15 protein-coding genes are annotated in these 16021 nt (G+C 46.8%); 11 read left to right on the top strand and 4 right to left on the bottom strand.

Translation table 11 applies throughout. The features are described from left to right. The first annotated feature begins 41 nt into the window (after positions 1 to 41). The 5 genes from F0220_RS18540 to F0220_RS18520 are packed head-to-tail and all read left to right on the top strand — an operon-like array spanning position 42 to position 8164. Positions 42 to 3794 carry a nitrate reductase subunit alpha gene (locus F0220_RS18540; protein ID WP_091017885.1) on the top strand — a complete coding sequence of 1251 codons (3753 nt, stop codon included), beginning with the start codon at positions 42 to 44 and terminating at the stop codon, positions 3792 to 3794. Further along, complete coding sequence (narH, locus tag F0220_RS18535; protein ID WP_105599326.1) at positions 3784 to 5253, top strand: nitrate reductase subunit beta; 1470 nt, start codon at positions 3784 to 3786, stop codon at positions 5251 to 5253. Before F0220_RS18540 ends, narH begins: the two co-directional genes overlap by 11 nt. Next, positions 5238 to 5930 carry a nitrate reductase molybdenum cofactor assembly chaperone gene (gene narJ, locus F0220_RS18530; protein ID WP_105599325.1) on the top strand — a complete coding sequence of 231 codons (693 nt, stop codon included), beginning with the start codon at positions 5238 to 5240 and terminating at the stop codon, positions 5928 to 5930. The genes narH and narJ overlap by 16 nt, the downstream gene beginning before the upstream one ends. Continuing rightward, positions 5927 to 6652 carry a respiratory nitrate reductase subunit gamma gene (gene narI / locus F0220_RS18525; protein WP_105599324.1) on the top strand — a complete coding sequence of 242 codons (726 nt, stop codon included), beginning with the start codon at positions 5927 to 5929 and terminating at the stop codon, positions 6650 to 6652. Before narJ ends, narI begins: the two co-directional genes overlap by 4 nt. Then, positions 6653 to 8164, top strand: a complete 1512-nt coding sequence (locus tag F0220_RS18520; RefSeq protein ID WP_105599323.1) for a nitrate/nitrite transporter — start codon at positions 6653 to 6655, stop codon at positions 8162 to 8164. A 122-nt stretch (positions 8165 to 8286) separates the two neighbouring features. Here F0220_RS18520 and F0220_RS18515 read toward each other — a convergent pair whose 3' ends face one another. Beyond that, the gene (locus F0220_RS18515; RefSeq protein ID WP_091017875.1) at positions 8287 to 8988 is read right to left on the bottom strand and encodes a Crp/Fnr family transcriptional regulator; all 702 of its coding nucleotides are present in this window, start codon (positions 8986 to 8988) and stop codon (positions 8287 to 8289) included. A gap of 71 nt (positions 8989 to 9059) precedes the next feature. On the opposite strand from F0220_RS18515, the gene F0220_RS18510 reads away from it, so the two are divergent. Both F0220_RS18510 and F0220_RS18505 read left to right on the top strand, forming a co-directional pair. Further along, positions 9060 to 9782 carry a YwiC-like family protein gene (locus tag F0220_RS18510; protein ID WP_105599322.1) on the top strand — a complete coding sequence of 241 codons (723 nt, stop codon included), beginning with the start codon at positions 9060 to 9062 and terminating at the stop codon, positions 9780 to 9782. Between the two features lie 138 nt (positions 9783 to 9920). Continuing rightward, positions 9921 to 10643 carry a ZIP family metal transporter gene (locus F0220_RS18505; RefSeq protein ID WP_091017873.1) on the top strand — a complete coding sequence of 241 codons (723 nt, stop codon included), beginning with the start codon at positions 9921 to 9923 and terminating at the stop codon, positions 10641 to 10643. 101 nt (positions 10644 to 10744) lie between these two features. On the opposite strand, the gene F0220_RS18500 is transcribed toward F0220_RS18505, so the two are convergent. The 3 genes from F0220_RS18500 to F0220_RS18490 form a co-directional block, all read right to left on the bottom strand. After that, positions 10745 to 11170 carry a YlbF/YmcA family competence regulator gene (locus F0220_RS18500; RefSeq protein WP_091017871.1) on the bottom strand — a complete coding sequence of 142 codons (426 nt, stop codon included), beginning with the start codon at positions 11168 to 11170 and terminating at the stop codon, positions 10745 to 10747. Positions 11171 to 11360: 190 nt separating this feature from the next. Beyond that, complete coding sequence (locus F0220_RS18495) at positions 11361 to 12050, bottom strand: Crp/Fnr family transcriptional regulator (RefSeq protein WP_091017869.1); 690 nt, start codon at positions 12048 to 12050, stop codon at positions 11361 to 11363. A 53-nt stretch (positions 12051 to 12103) separates the two neighbouring features. Continuing rightward, on the bottom strand, positions 12104 to 13093 hold the full coding sequence (locus F0220_RS18490; protein WP_105599321.1) for a multicopper oxidase domain-containing protein: 990 nt from the start codon (positions 13091 to 13093) through the stop codon (positions 12104 to 12106). A 280-nt stretch (positions 13094 to 13373) separates the two neighbouring features. On the opposite strand from F0220_RS18490, the gene F0220_RS18485 reads away from it, so the two are divergent. From F0220_RS18485 to F0220_RS18470, 4 genes are read left to right on the top strand one after another with little or no spacing between them, the layout of a single operon-like run. Further along, a complete protein-coding gene (locus F0220_RS18485) occupies positions 13374 to 13982 on the top strand; it encodes a hypothetical protein (RefSeq protein WP_105599320.1) in 609 nt (202 codons plus the stop codon). Positions 13983 to 14029: 47 nt separating this feature from the next. Then, a complete protein-coding gene (locus tag F0220_RS18480; protein ID WP_091017863.1) occupies positions 14030 to 14680 on the top strand; it encodes a hypothetical protein in 651 nt (216 codons plus the stop codon). Next, positions 14677 to 15237: a hypothetical protein gene (locus F0220_RS18475; RefSeq protein ID WP_091017861.1), complete on the top strand. Its 561-nt coding sequence runs from the start codon at positions 14677 to 14679 to the stop codon at positions 15235 to 15237. The genes F0220_RS18480 and F0220_RS18475 overlap by 4 nt, the downstream gene beginning before the upstream one ends. 43 nt (positions 15238 to 15280) lie before the next feature. Further along, on the top strand, positions 15281 to 16015 hold the full coding sequence (locus F0220_RS18470; protein WP_091017860.1) for an SMI1/KNR4 family protein: 735 nt from the start codon (positions 15281 to 15283) through the stop codon (positions 16013 to 16015). Positions 16016 to 16021: the final 6 nt, after the last annotated feature.

Raw genomic sequence — 16021 nt, 5'->3', positions numbered from 1 at the left:
TCAGACTTGCATTAACAGGTCACATTTGTGGGAGGACAACAATGAGTAACAAAAGCATGCCCTGGATGGGCAAACTCAAATATTTTGCCAAACGTGAAAAAAGTGCGGAGGGCTGGAGTGAAATGTCCCCGGTTAATCGGGACTGGGAAGATGTCTATCGCCGCCGCTGGCAGCATGACAAAGTGGTACGTTCCACACACGGAGTCAATTGTACCGGATCATGCAGCTGGCAGATCTATGTAAAGGATGGCATTGTGACCTGGGAAACGCAGGCAACCGATTATCCTTCAACTGGACCGGATATGCCGGAATTTGAACCACGGGGATGCCCGCGTGGAGCGAGCTTTTCATGGTATTTGTACAGTCCACTGCGTGTCAAACATCCCTACGTACGTGGTGCGCTGCTGGATATGTGGCGTGATGCACTTCAGACACATGGTGACCCGGTCCAAGCGTGGTCCAGCATTGCGGATGATCCTGCAAAAGTAAAAAGATATAAATCCGTACGTGGTAAAGGTGGATTGGTTCGTGCGTCTTGGGGAGAAGTTACACAGATTATTGCAGCTTCTTTGATTCATACGATCAAAGAATACGGACCCGACCGAATTATTGGTTTCTCACCGATTCCTGCCATGTCGATGGTCAGTTATGCAGCAGGATCACGGTTCTTATCCTTGATGGGATCACCATTGCTCAGTTTCTACGACTGGTATGCGGATCTACCACCGGCTTCACCTCAGATCTGGGGTGATCAAACGGACGTACCGGAGAGCAGTGACTGGTACAACTCGGGATACATTCTGGTATGGGGCTCGAATCTGCCAATGACGCGGACACCGGATGCCCACTTCCTGGCTGAAGCACGTTATCGGGGAACAAAAGTGGTATCCATCAGCCCGGACTATGCGGAGTATGTGAAATTCGCAGATACGTGGATGTCGGTAAAACAAGGGACGGACGGCGCTCTGGCGATGGCTATGGGCCATGTCATTCTAAAAGAGTTTTACATTGAAAAACCTACGGACTATTTCATGCAATATGCCAAACAGTATACTGATTTTCCAAATCTGCTGATTGTAGAAGAAAAAGATGGCGTACACACAGCAGGCAGATTTCTCGTTGGGGAAGATCTGGGCATCACAGGCAATAATATGGCTTGGAAAACGCTTGTATATGATGAAAACAGTGGAACCTATGCCATGCCAAAAGGAAGTTTGGGCTTCCGTTGGGGCGAAGAAGGCACATGGAATCTCAAAATGGAACACGTAGAGAACGGTGAGCCGATTGATCCAAGATTATCCTTGCTCGGTGTTCACCACGACCTCGTCACCATTCAACTGCCCTACTTTGATGACGAAGGTAAACATATCATGCAACGTCAGATTCCTGTACGTCGAATATGGCTTGAGGATCGATGGATCATGGTCACAGCCGTATATGATCTTGTGCTTGCGAAGTACGGAGTCGAACGAGAAATGACCCGCTCTGCGGATTCAACAGAAGTTGTCACTAATGGAGAACAGTTGAGTGTACGTATTAACCGTGGAGACGACATCTTGCATGAACCGCAGGAAAAACCGTTTACCCCTGCATGGCAAGAGAAAATTACCGGTGTAGATCAAGAAACGGTTACGCAGATTGCCCGTGAGTTTGCACAGAATGCCATCGATACCCAAGGTCGGTCCATGATCATCATGGGAGCAGGTATTAATCACTGGTACAACTCCGACGTTATCTATCGCGCAATAATTAACCTAATTCTGATGACTGGCTGTCAGGGTGTGAATGGTGGAGGCTGGGCCCATTATGTCGGTCAAGAAAAATTGCGTCCGGCTGAAGGCTGGCAAACGATTGCCTTTGCTCGTGACTGGACCGGACCTGCACGTCTGCAGAACGGAACATCCTTCTTCTACTTTGCAACAGATCAATGGAGATACGAGGAGACCCAAGTCGAAGAGTTGACTTCGGCGCTTGAAGGTGAACCCCGGTTCCAGCATGTAGCCGATTATAATGTGATGGCTGCTCGTATGGGCTGGCTTCCATCCTATCCACAATTCAATCGCAACTCGATTGATCTGCATCAGGATGCATTGCAGGCCGGAGCAACGACGAAGGAAGAGATTGGTGCTTATGTTGCTTCCGAGTTACAGAACAAAAATCTGAAGTTCTCGATCGAGCAACCGGATGATCCGGCGAACTTCCCACGTGTGCTATTTGTCTGGAGAGCAAATCTGATCTCAAGTTCTGGCAAAGGACATGAGTATTTCCTCAAGCATCTACTCGGTGCTACGAACGGATTGTTGAACGATGACGATCATGGATTGCGCCCAGAACATGTGGAGTGGGTGGATGAGGCACCGGAAGGCAAGCTTGATCTGATGATCAATATGGATTTCCGTATGGCAGGAACAGCGATGTATTCCGATATTGTGCTGCCAGCAGCGACCTGGTATGAGAAAAGCGATCTGAGCAGTACGGATATGCATCCGTTCGTTCATCCATTCAATCCGGCGGTAGCCGCGCAGTGGGAATCCCGTTCCGACTGGGATACCTTCAAGGAAATCGCACGTGTATTCTCCGAGATGGCTGCGCAGCAATTCGATGGGCCGCAGAAGGAGATCATTGCTACACCGCTCTTGCATGATTCACCGGATGAGCTTGCTCAACCGTACGGAGAGATCAAAGACTGGAGTGCGGGAGAATGTGAAGCAATCCCGGGTAAAACGATGCCACATATTCAGGTCGTGGAACGTGACTATGCTGCCGTATATAACAAAATGATCAGTCTAGGACCTGTGGTGAAGGATAAACCAATCGGTACCAAAGGCATATCCTGGTCTGCTAGTGAAGAGTATGAAAAACTCAAGGGTATTCTGGGCGTGCACCGTAAAGATGGCGTTGGACAAGGATGTCCGGATCTGAGCACCGACCGCAATGTTGCGGAGGCCATTCTGACCTTGTCCAGTACAACGAATGGCAAGATGGCCGTACGTGCGTGGGAAGCGCTGGAACAGAAAACGGCATTACATCTGAAAGATTTGGCTGAGGAACGGTCTGAGGAATGTTTTACATTTGACGAGATCACTTCCAAACCGAAAACGGTCATTACCTCGCCTGCATTCAGCGGATCTGAAAAAGGCGGACGCCGATATTCGCCATTCACCACCAATGTGGAGCGCCTGATTCCATGGCGTACATTGACCGGCAGACAGCAGTTCTATATTGATCATGCGATGCTCCGTGAGTTCGGAGAGACATTAGCGACATTTAAACCTGTGTTGAAGCATACGCCGTTCCATCCGAACAGCAAACGTCCGATCGAAGGTGGCAAAGAAATTGTCCTGAATTACCTGACACCGCATAACAAGTGGTCAATCCACAGTATGTACTATGATGCGCTGCCGATGCTGACGTTGTTCCGAGGTGGCCCAACAATCTGGATGAACTACGAAGATGCAGAAGAAGCCGGACTGGTCGACAACGACTGGATCGAATGTTTCAACCGTAACGGGGTAGTCGTTGCCAGAGCCGTAGTAACACACCGTATTCCTCGCGGCATGGCATTCATGTATCATGCTCAGGACCGTCACATTAACGTTCCGGGTACCAAAATATCACAGACACGTGGGGGTACACATAACAGTCCGACACGTATTCATGTGAAGCCAACACATATGATCGGTGGTTATGCCCAGTTAAGTTATGGCTTCAACTACTATGGCCCGACAGGTAACCAGCGTGACCTCAATGTCATCATAAGAAAACTGCAGGAGGTGGATTGGCTTGAAGATTAAAGCACAAGTCAGTATGGTCATGAATCTGGACAAATGCATAGGGTGCCATACATGTAGTGTAACGTGCAAAAACACCTGGACTAATCGTCCAGGTGCAGAATATATGTACTGGAACAATGTGGAGACCAAGCCAGGGGTCGGTTATCCAAAACAATGGGAGGACCAGGAGCGTTATCGCGGTGGCTGGGAGATGAAGAATGGCAAACTGGAATTGAAGTCCGGCACAAGGGCAAGACGCTTGCTTAACATTTTCCATAATCCGGATCAGCCTACCATTGATGATTATTACGAGCCATGGACATACGAGTATGAGAAACTGACGAACAGTCCGGAGAAAAAACATCAGCCTGTAGCAAGACCGAAATCCCAGATTACGGGTGAATATATGAATCTGGAGTGGGGTCCGAACTGGGAAGACGATCTGGCAGGTGCCCATGTAACGGGGATGGAAGATCCCAATATGAAGGGTGTCGAAGCCTCAATCAAAATGGATTTTGAACAGGTATTTATGATGTACCTGCCACGGATCTGTGAACACTGTCTCAACCCGGCCTGTGTATCCTCCTGTCCTTCCGGAGCGATGTACAAACGGGAAGAAGACGGCATTGTACTGGTCGACCAAAATGCATGCCGCGCATGGAGATTCTGTGTGTCGAGCTGTCCTTACAAAAAAGTCTATTTCAACTGGCAGACAAACAAAGCCGAGAAATGTACTCTTTGTTTCCCACGGATTGAAGCGGGTCTACCAACGATCTGTTCCGAAACCTGTGTGGGACGTATCCGTTATATCGGCCTGATGCTGTATGATGCAGACCGTGTTGAAGCCGCTGCTTCGGTTGAAAATGATCAGGATCTCTATGAATCCCAGATGGATATTTTCCTTGATCCGAATGACCCTGAGGTGATTCGCGAAGCGCGCGAGGCCGGAATTCCAGAGGATTGGATTATTGCAGCGCAACAGTCCCCTATTTATAAAATGGTTATTGACTGGAAAATTGCGCTCCCGCTTCACCCAGAATACCGCACCATGCCAATGGTATGGTACATTCCACCGCTTAGCCCGATTACCAATCGGGTAGAGGGACAGGGAAGTTCGCTGGAGGCCAATGATATTTTCCCGGCGATTGATAACATGCGTATTCCAGTGGAATATTTGGCCAATCTGCTTACGGCAGGAGATACGGATCGAATCCGTGAAGTACTGCGAAAAATGGCAGTTATGCGCATTCACATGCGTAACCAGCAGACGGGCAAGACCAGTGAATCGGAATTACTGGAAAGAGTAGGCATGGATGCTCAGGAAGTGGAGGACATGTACCGACTGCTCGCTATTGCGAAATACAATGACCGTTTTGTCATCCCGCCAGCTCACCGTGAGGAAGTGGAAGATCTCTTCAGCGAACAGGGCAACTGCGGACTTGATTTTGCAGGGGGGCCAGGTTCTTGCGGAGTATTCTGATGGGAGAGGAGACAACGACAACGATGACGATCGAACTCAATGAAGGAACAGGTCAGGCTCTGGTTTACGATACGAATACAAGAAGAATGGTCTGTAAACTGATCTCCTATCTGTTGCAATATCCCGATACAGTGTGGAGAGAAGGGCTGCAGGGAGTGAAGGAAGCTATACAGTCCATTTCCGATGAGACGGTGAACCAGATCTTGCTGACATTTGTAGATGAAGCACAGGCAGTAAGCTCGATTGAGTGGCAGGATGCCTATGTTCGTACATTCGATTTTGATAAAAAGTGTAACCTCTATCTCACGTATGTTCTTCATGGCGATGAGCGGGATCGGGGCCCGGCTCTGATTGAATTGAAACGCAGATATGAAGCTGCAGGATTTTATATGGAAGTAAGTGAGTTGCCGGATTATCTGCCTATGGTGCTTGAATTTGTGGCTGAGGCTCCTGAGGAAGATGCCTTGGGTGTGCTCTCCAGCTGCTATAAAGCTCTGGTCACGATGACCGAGAGCATTACCGGACAGAACAGCCCATATGGACCATTGCTCAGTCTGATGTTACAGGTCATTCCTGAGCCTCCAGCTCCTGATGTACCCAAACAAGAAGAAGCAGTTAACCAACAACCTGAAGATCTTATGCAGATCGCGGCTCAGATGAGGAGGGGGAATCGGTGAGTACACTGGAACTGTTGTTATGGGGCGCTCTTCCCTATATGGTCATTGTTTTCTGTATTACGGCAACGATCTGGAGATATGTGACGAATCCCTTCAGTTGGACGTCCAAGTCCAGTGAGATGTTGGAGAAACGCATGTTAAAATGGGGCAGCTTACTCTTTCACATCGGAATATTCGCCGTAATCTGTGGACATATTGCCGGTTTGCTTGTTCCGGTAGAGTTCTATCGCTGGATCGGCCTCAGTGATGAAGGATATCACTTGATGGCTATCGCAGGAGGACTGCCTGCGGGGATCATTGCATTTGCAGGTGCAGTCATTCTACTGGTTCGCCGTTATGTTGTTCGCCGGGTGCGGGCAACAAGCAGCATCGGGGACTGGCTGGCCCTTGTCATGTTGATCATTGTCGTTGTCACCGGGATACTAGCGACCTCGGCCAATGCGGTGAATCACACAGGTTTCGACTATCGAACAACGATTAATCCATGGTTGCGCGGTCTGATCGTATTCCAGCCTGATCCGGTTCTGATGCAGACGGTACCGCTGAATTTCAAAGTACACATTCTGCTTACCTTTGTACTGTACTGCGTGTTTCCATTTACTCGTCTGGTTCACATGTTAAGTATGCCACTGGGTTATCTGAAACGCAGTTATGTGTTGTATCGCAGAAGAGATGGAGCTGTGTATCCGAATCAGGAACAAAAAAAGGAAAGGGCGATGTAAATGCAACATAAAGGAAAGGTTCAACTGCCCTTGCAAACCGCAAGTCTGGTTCTTGGTTTCATGGTATGGGTTATCCTGTCATCTCTGATGCCATTTATTAAAGAGGATATTGCGCTTACATCTTCCCAGCTTGCATGGGCAACAGCAATTCCCGTATTGATCGGATCGATTGCCCGCATTCCAATTGGTTATTGGACGAATCGATATGGAGCACGTAATATTTTCATGATTAGCTTTGTCCTGTTGCTGGCTCCTGTATGGTGGATTAGCCGTGCGACATCGTTCAGTGATCTGGTGATTGGTGGACTGTTCCTCGGTATTGGTGGAGCTGTCTTCTCCGTCGGTGTAACTTCACTGCCCAAATACTATCCGAAAGAGAGACATGGGTTTGTTAACGGGATCTACGGAATTGGTAACCTGGGTACAGCACTGTCTGCATTTGGAGCCCCGCTGATCGCTGATCGTATGGGATGGTCTACGACGGTTCTGCTCTACAGTATTCTGCTACTAGGAATGGCAGCGCTGAATTTTGCTCTGGGAGACAAAAAGGAAACACGTGTTAATGTTCCACTTATGCAGCAGCTGAAGGCCATATCACGCAACAATAAACTATGGTTGCTCTGTTTGTTCTATTTTCTGACATTTGGTTCGTTCGTGGCATTTACGGTATATTTGCCAAATTTCTTAGTCAGTCATTTCCAGATGGACAAAGTCGATGCAGGTATTCGTACAGCGGGATTTATTCTCGTTGCTACCATCATGCGACCTATTGGAGGCTGGCTTGGAGATCGATTTAATCCGTTCAAAATATTAATGTTTGTGTTCGGCGGATTAACGATTGCAGCGATTGTATTATCCTTCGCGCCATCATTCTATATCTATACGATTGGATGTCTGACTGTGGCATTATGCGCAGGGACAGGTAACGGAACCATTTTCAAATTAGTGCCAATGTATTTCGTCAAACAACCAGGTGTAGCGAATGGAATGATCTCCGCTATGGGGGGACTGGGTGGATTCTTCCCTCCGTTGATGTTGACTTTGTTGTACAGCATGACGGGTCATTATGCCATTGGTTTCATGGCTTTGTCTCAGATTGCGTTGGTCAGTCTTGTACTTGTGATCTGGATGTTCTACCAGGAGAAGCTTCAGTTATCTGCCAGCATTCTGGAGAGTACCATTGAGGCCATTCTGATCACAGATACGAACAGTGTGATTACATCCGTGAACCCGGCCTTTACTGCGGTCACTGGTTATAGTGCTGAAGAGGCGGTTGGACAGAAGCCAAGTCTGCTGAAATCCGGTAAGCAGGATAAACGTTTCTATGACCAATTATGGCTGGAATTACGTGAAAAAGGATATTGGCAAGGAGAGATCTGGAATCGGAAGAAAAATGGAGACATCTATCAGGAATGGCTAAGTATTACGGCAATCCGTAATGAAGCAGGCGAAGTCAAATATTATGCGGGCATGTTCAGTGACATGGGCAAGCCAGAGCTCACAATCGCCTGATACATGTATCGGTAATTGTGCATACAGCAAGAGACCTTAACATCGATTGCAGGCGTTAAGGTCTCTTTTTGCACACAGAGATTGGTGTAAGGAATTGGGGTAACCCTAGTGGAGCTTGATGATCATGCATCCTTTTGTTGTTTCAATGCTTGTAAATCAAGAATGATAATTCGGCTGCGATCCACTTCGAGCAAGTGCTCTTTCGTAAGCTGGTTTAGAAGTCGGTTTGCTGTCTCCCTTGTTGTTCCGATGGAGTTGGCGAACTCCTGATGTGTCATGGGCAGGTTGATGATAATCTGGTCTCCGACCGTCTGTCCGTGTTGCTCTGCAAGCATTAAGAGGAAAGAAAGCACACGGTTGCGCACATCCTGACCAGAGAGTACTTGCAATTTATCCTGTAATTCTCGTATTTTGTCTCCGAGTACACGCATGATTTTGATCGCAATCGATGGAGTGCCCAGCATTAATCGTTCGAACAATCGGACAGGTATGGCCAGTAGTTCAGTAGGGGTAATCGCTTCAGCGGTAGCCGGATAGGGGTGTGCGTTAAAAAAGCCGGTGTGCGGGAACATATCTCCTGTTTTGAGGAAAGAGACAATCTGTTCATGCCCGTTCTCATCCGTTTTGTAAGCTTTTACAATGCCCGTACGGATGAAAAAAACAGCTTCTTTTTCACTACCTTCGCTAAAAATGACCGTTTTCTTGTGAATGCTTCTAGATATGGCGATATCTTCGACCTGCTTTAATTCCTCAGGGCTAAGGTCCTGGAAGATGGGGAACTGTTGTAGAAACTCCGCTGCTGAATCTTTGTTTACCCTGCTCATGAGAATCTTTCCTCTCTGTTTTCATATTTCTGAACTTTGACATCATTCAATCCTAGGAGGTTAACTGTGAAGTGAAAACCAATACAATCGTTATCCCTCATGAACATGGCGGTTGGGCCATGGTTAGTGTGCCTTTTCTGGTAGGTGTGATTGCAAGTGGACCGCATTGGCTGCATGTGCCCTTATTTGTAGCCTGGCTTGGACTATATCTAACCGCGTATCCCTTGTTGCAGTCCCTGAAAAGAAATGCCAATCAACATCGTCTGTACAAATGGGCTGCAATCTACGGTACAGTGGCTCTAATCTGTCTTATTCCACCCATTCTTGGTGAGTCCACGCTGTTATTCTTCGGCCCTGTACTGGGCGGACTGTTGCTTGTGAACATCTGGCATGTGAGAAACAAAGTAGAACGCTCGCTTACCAATGACTTGTGTGCCATGCTAATGTTCTCTCTTGGAGGCGCAGCTGCCTATCTCATTGGAGGCGGGCACTGGGACTATGGCATGGCGATCGTAGTTCTGTTTTCTTTCTTACATTTTACAGGAAGTACGTTCTTTGTGAAATCGGTCTTTCGAGAGCGAACGAATAAGGGTTGGCTGATGCTAACTCGCCTGGTACATATCCTTCTAATCATTATACCGATGGTGATCGGGTATCCATGGATGTCTTTGGCGTATGTCTATTCCGCTGGGCGCACCTTCATATATGCAGGCAAAACACTGCGCCCTATGAAGGTGGGAATTATCGAAATTATTGGAGCCGTGCAGTTCTTGCTCTGGTCCATTCTGTTGTAATCCGCATCATTTCATCATAGCGTGATTATTGAACACAGCAGGTGATATAGGTCACAACGTCGCAGGAATGTTTTTGATTCGTCAGCCAAGGTTAATGGAATGATAGAACATAATTGAACTTGAGAGGGGTCGGCCCAGATGTGGACTGCATTCATGTGGGGCGGCATCTCTGCCTCAGCGGTTGTCATAGGCGCACTCGCAGCATTGTTTCTGAAGATTCCCAAACGAGTCATTGGCTGGATTATGGCTTTTGGGACAGGTACATTAATCGGGGCAGCTACCTTTGAACTACTCGGAGATGCGCTGAATGATGGAGGGATTATCCCTACAGCCATTGGATTTACGGCGGGTGCCGTCGTATATACGCTGTTTGACTTGCTCGTTTCTGCAAAGGGAGGGGCAGGGCGCAAACGCTCGGGAAGGTCAGGAGACTCGAATCAAAGCGGCCTGGGTATCTTTGCAGGCACGGTAATGGACGCTATCCCGGAATCCATCATGCTTGGAGCCAGCTTGCTGGCTGGCAACGGTGTCAGTGTGGTGCTGGTGGTATCGATCTTTGTCAGCAACATTCCTGAAGGTCTTTCCAGTACGGTTGGACTGCAGGGCAAGTACAGTCGTGGCAAAATTATATTAATGTGGCTGAGTGTACTATTGATCTCCGCGCTTGCGGCTTTGGGTGGATATCTGTTTCTGGAACAGCTTCCAGAGGAGATGGGGGCAGCAATTGGTGCATTTGCAGGTGGCGGAATCATTGCTATGATTTGCTCTACCATGATGCCGGAGGCTTTCGAAGAGGGCGGACCTGTTGTGGGTTTGATTGCATCCATGGGATTGCTCGTATCGCTGTTGTTGGATCTATAGAGGACAGAACAAGCTTCCAATCACTTTATATAAAAAGAGTATCTGAACAGAGTGATTTCTGATCGGATACTCTTTTTGATTATTTAACCAAAAGGATGATATTAATGGTTGCCGGAACAGCTTCCTCCGCACCCGCAAGCTTCCTTACCTAGTTCATTGGCTTCGGGCAGGCGGTTCAATTCCACGGATTTCGTGAAGTAGTGACTGATCTGCTGGTGCAGCTGGCTGAATTCCCGCTGAGCATAGATAAACCGACGAATGAGGGGATGATCATAGAGTGCACGTTCTTCCTCTTCATACACCTGGATTTCAGATGCAAGCAATTCAATGTTCTGTCGTTCTTTCTCCTCCAGTGCCTGGTGTTTTTCCATAAAACGCTCATACTGGGCTGTGGCTTGCTCATCTGCTGCAAACTGATCAATCATGTCCCGCATCTCTTTGTAGCCTTCATCTTGTAATAGCAGTGAACATAGCTCCTGCATTTTGTGCATAATGATCTGTTTGTCCAATTTAACAACCGTATTCATCGTATAAACCTCCTGTAAATCTTTTCTTAACTGTATACTGTAACGCTAAGCTTCACTGTGACGATACTCACATCCAATGTGAAATATAATACTTGTCCCAAAGCTATATAAGCTGAACTAATCATTCACACGTTAACATTGATGGGAAGGTCATTCTGCCCTCGTGGTGTTAGTGCAAATAATCTTTAGTTCAGAACGGAACCATTTCCCTAAGCTGCTCCAGTTGAAGAATAAGGATGCAGTTCCCTGTAACCTGAAGCAGTCCCTGGGTCTGCATCGTGGCGAGTTTACGACTAAGTGTTTCGGGGGTGATGCCAAGCAACAGTGCCATATCTTTTTTGAAAACAGGCAAACGGATCTCATGCCTTGCATGATTTCGGGTATGAAAATACAAAAGCAACTTGGCAATCTTCTGTTCCGTTGTCATCGCACTGAGCGAGCTGTTCCATTCATCGGTTTCACGGAGAAGATTGGAAATGGCAAGCAGGAAATGATAAGCAAGCTTTGGATCATGTTCCATTAACTGGTCAAAGTCATGCTTGCTGATAGAGCAGATGGCCGAAGGCTCCAGAACTTCGGCGTTCGCGGCATGTGGTTTTTGGTGTAACAGGGAATCTTGTCCGAAGAAATCTCCGGGAAACAGAAACCGGATAATATGTTCCTTGCCATTTTCATTGTATTTGGATAACTTTACACATCCCTGATGAACCACGTAAAGCGTATCTGAGCGTTCGCCCTCCTGAACGACAACTTCGCCTTTGTTATATTTGCGGGTATGCAGAAGGGAGGTCAGCAATGCAGCTTCGGCTGGATCAAGATGCTGGAACAGAGATACTTTGGAGAAACAGGCATCCTTCGCTTCGTGTGTACAGATCATCATTTAATCACCTCGAATTGTTCAGGATAGGTATAGCCATTATCTATTGTCATGTCTCAGTGAGACATCGCGGGTCCACCATGATCAGTACCATCCTTGGTCACACGCAGAACAGCGGCAGCGCCTTTGGCTACATGGTTGAACTGGTGGGTTACAATCGCATAATCGCCTTCTTCGGTCACGGTGAACTCTACGACAGCTCCACCACTTGCGGGAAGCATAACCGTCTGTATTCCATACTGGATGTTGCGTGGATTCCCATCGGTATACACACGGTCCATAATGGTACCGACAATATGGAAGGATGAGACTTCATTGGGTCCGGCATTACTGACATAGATCCGCACCGTATCTCCTACTTTGGCTAACAGGGGATGTTTAACTAATCCATAATCATTGCCGTTAAATACGACATAATCCGGTTCTCCGTTCAAAAAAGCTTCATAATCATGCTCTTTGTACCATTCACTCTGAACAAGGGTATACTCACGATCAATCAAGTGATCAGAAGGGTATCCAGCTTTGGGCTCCACAATAATCATGCCGTACATCCCGTTTGCGATATGGGCAAGAACCGGTTTGGTTCCACAGTGATACATGAATACACCGGGTGAGGAGGTGGGATAGGTGAACGTGCCTTCCTCGCCTGGCATAACATCAATAAATTTGCTGCTGGGAGCAGCATGTACAGCGTGGAAATCCATGGAGTGAGGCAGGCTGGAATCTTTATTTTTCAACGTGAACACCAAGGTGTCTCCCTCGGTCACTCGCAGGACGGGTCCGGGAACGGTACCATTAAATGTCCAAGCGTTATAGATCACACCTTCGGAGATTTCGACATCTGTAACCTGGGACGTCATTTCAATATATACCGTAGTTCCTTCTCTGCGAATGATTGGGTCCACCGGAGGTTGACTGGCCGCAGAGTAGGAGACTTCATCGTTGTGAACAGGTTTAACTGTATCGGCGGAACTACAGTGAGAGAGAGTTGCTGTGAATATGGCGAATACGAGTGACCATTTATATACATTCAGTAAGGAGAACATAGTTGCACAACCTTTACTCAAGTGATGTTTTTCACAATCCAAAAAGCAGATTTTCTTTCATTTCAGTAGTTATGTAGTTATAGATTACGTTATTGAGGCAGGAGCTGGTGTGACGGGGCACACACTTGGGTATGTCGTATTAGAGGTATTTCCAACAATCTTGCTTCCATTCTTGTGCTGAGGAACGGAGTTACATATAATTTTAGAGAGATGGATTGGTAAATGTTACGTATTTTCAGGCTGTGTATATCTTAGTTACAGAAGGAAGGGTGGATACGGAATGAAACGTTTCGAAGATGAAGGTGCGTATAAGTACAGTTTCTATTCGGTACTTCGTCGGGGCGAGCAGGTTGATGTGAAATGTCCCCAATGCGGTGGGCGCGCATCTATAGAAAAACGGAACAATCAACTGGGATGGAAGTGTTTTGTATGTTACGCTCAAGCTCTTGAAGAATCAGTGTATCAATATAAAGCCAAGGGGAATTGTGCTGTATGTGAACGCTGGTTCAACATGGAAGTCACAGACGAGAAGAAGACGTCTCACCGATCAACGCATGTGGAATGTCCGCATTGTGGTTCTGTAAATCAGGTTGAGCTACATGCCAAGCCGATATACGGAAGGTGTTTTTCCGAGATTCGTGCAGGGAAAGATCCAGTGTTCGGTTTGGAATTATACTTTATGGATGATTTCAGAGGAAAAATAATATGGGCTGTGAATCGGGAGCACCTAAATTATCTCATCGCTTATGTTTCCGCAGATCTGCGTGTAAAACATGCAAATATGCCTATAAGAACGGCTTCACATAGTATCCCGGCTTATATTAAGGATGCGAAGAACAGGGATGTGGTTGTTCGTACACTGTCGAAGCTTCAGCACAAGACTGGATGAGACTGAAAGCGAAGATGAAGCGTTAAAGCTGCAAGGGAGAGTAGAACATGAAACTACGATTTAAATTAACTATTTTTGCAATCATTCTGGGTATGTTGATGATTCCGGCTTATTTTATTTTACAGACTTATGGCATATTTCAAAAACAGACAGTCCTATCTGACTATGCTCTCGCGGTTGATGTTAAAGGGAAGTCCTATGAAGCCTGGCCGCTGATTAACAGTTTTGCGGCGATGGATAAACAAGAGGATAACCGTCAGTTTTATTACCGGATCGATATGAGTCATATCCAATACCTGTTTAATCTGGCTTATCGGGAGTATGAAGTGAAGCCCGGTGGGGACAATCCATATCTGGCTGGTACTATAAACTATCAACATACGGACCACAACTACGTACAGACCGAGAAACAGTATGAGAACGCCAATGATTTTTCAACGGTCTTGAATCTGTATGATCAGGATGGGCAGGTGATTTACTCCTACGATAACACTGGCAAAGCGGATAACGAATTGGTGAAGTCCATAATTCATCAGGGAATGAGCCGTAACAGTGGCGGTAGTAGTGAAGCTGCCCGGGATCCTTATATCAATATTACGGCGCTATTCCGTGACAAGCTAAACATCGATGTGAAACTGACGGTGGATGAGGAGCACAAAGTAGTTACTATTCGAATGAACAAATCGGAGGCGAGATGATGAATGAGTATGGTGTGCAACACGGACCTGCTTATCTGGAAGGTTTGACAAGAAAGGACAACGACATTAATTCCGAGGAAGTGGAGTGGAAAGGCAAACTTCAAACGAGTGATGGTCATGATAAATTCCATATTTTTTATTATGGTGACTTGATGGAAGATGATCTGATTACCTGGCATGATTCGACACCGCTTCTTGTATATGCGGAGCATACCGTTACAGGTGAACGCTATCTGCTCATTGATGCCGCCAAGCACGGATATGATGCCATGTTATGTGAGACCTATTCGGAAGAATCACTACGTGACAGACCTCTTCGCCCTTATCTGGATGTTGAAGGAGAGGACATCTTTGAGGTGGAATTGACGGCCTACTACAATGTGCCATGGGATGAAGAGTTCGGCGAAGATGTAGATGAAAATGGTGCATATGAACTGATTACGGGAGAGCGCATGCATTTTGATCAGGTCAAACGTGATGGATATGATGCCTTTGCCATTCGTATTCTGAATCGTAAAGGGGTACAGACTGACATTGTACAGGAAGAACTGGCTTAGATCTGTAGCGAATGAACCAAATTGAGATGGGAGATGTCGACAAATGTATATTGTATCCCGTGTACTTAAGCCGGTTCCAGCGGAGGAACTGGATCACTTTGAACAACAGCACGCCATCTCGCTACCTTTGTCATACCGCACCTGGATTGAACACTACGGGGAAGGTACATATACGGGATGGATGAATGTGCAGAGGCCAGACCCAGAAGTGTTGAAGCCTTTTGTGGAATATGATTTTTGGATACATACGGATGATTCGCCTATAAGTCAACATCAACTTGAGCAGTGCATCTCCATCGGCAGTTCTGTAGATGGAGATTTCCTTGCTGTTCATCCGGAAGTTGAGGGACTGTTGTGGCTACCGCGTCATGATGAGAATATCACCTTATGGACATGCTCGGAGACTGAATTTGGCGAAACGCTTGATCGGATCTATTGTGGGTATTACCATCAGGATAATCCAATAACGCCACTTTACTTTGAGCCGTGGAATGAGTTGCGGAAACATACATTTTACCATTTTTCAGGCACGGAACAGGGAAGCTCCATGAAGGAACTCGCCGATACATGCAAAACAGAATTTAAGTGGGACGCTGTGTTGGAGAATGAGTACATGTGCAAGATGTTCATGGTGTCGATGGGAGGATATTTACGATTTAACTATGCTGCTGGGAGAGAAGTTGCCCTGTTCTATGAAGAAAAGAATGGTGCGGAGGAGGCAACGGATAACGAAATCAGTTTGTTCTTGCAGGCACATTATTGTACGGCATATGAATAGGGGCAG

The organism is Paenibacillus sp. 37, assembly GCF_008386395.1.
Classification (GTDB): domain Bacteria; phylum Bacillota; class Bacilli; order Paenibacillales; family Paenibacillaceae; genus Paenibacillus; species Paenibacillus amylolyticus_B.
Note: the sequence above shows the minus strand (reverse complement) of the source record. Positions and strands in the feature narration are given on the sequence as shown.

What these genes read in the sequence shown, in the direction of transcription:
- F0220_RS18505 (WP_091017873.1), top strand. Translation starts at nt 9,921, where the DNA reads ATGTGGACTGCATTCATGTGGGGCGGCATCTCTGCCTCAGCGGTTGTC.
- F0220_RS18540 (WP_091017885.1), top strand. Translation starts at nt 42, where the DNA reads ATGAGTAACAAAAGCATGCCCTGGATGGGCAAACTCAAATATTTTGCC.
- F0220_RS18515 (WP_091017875.1), bottom strand. Translation starts at nt 8,988, where the DNA reads ATGAGCAGGGTAAACAAAGATTCAGCAGCGGAGTTTCTACAACAGTTC.
- F0220_RS18495 (WP_091017869.1), bottom strand. Translation starts at nt 12,050, where the DNA reads ATGATGATCTGTACACACGAAGCGAAGGATGCCTGTTTCTCCAAAGTA.
- F0220_RS18520 (WP_105599323.1), top strand. Translation starts at nt 6,653, where the DNA reads ATGCAACATAAAGGAAAGGTTCAACTGCCCTTGCAAACCGCAAGTCTG.
- F0220_RS18470 (WP_091017860.1), top strand. Translation starts at nt 15,281, where the DNA reads ATGTATATTGTATCCCGTGTACTTAAGCCGGTTCCAGCGGAGGAACTG.
- F0220_RS18500 (WP_091017871.1), bottom strand. Translation starts at nt 11,170, where the DNA reads ATGAATACGGTTGTTAAATTGGACAAACAGATCATTATGCACAAAATG.
- F0220_RS18490 (WP_105599321.1), bottom strand. Translation starts at nt 13,093, where the DNA reads ATGTTCTCCTTACTGAATGTATATAAATGGTCACTCGTATTCGCCATA.
- F0220_RS18485 (WP_105599320.1), top strand. Translation starts at nt 13,374, where the DNA reads ATGAAACGTTTCGAAGATGAAGGTGCGTATAAGTACAGTTTCTATTCG.
- F0220_RS18475 (WP_091017861.1), top strand. Translation starts at nt 14,677, where the DNA reads ATGATGAATGAGTATGGTGTGCAACACGGACCTGCTTATCTGGAAGGT.
- F0220_RS18480 (WP_091017863.1), top strand. Translation starts at nt 14,030, where the DNA reads ATGAAACTACGATTTAAATTAACTATTTTTGCAATCATTCTGGGTATG.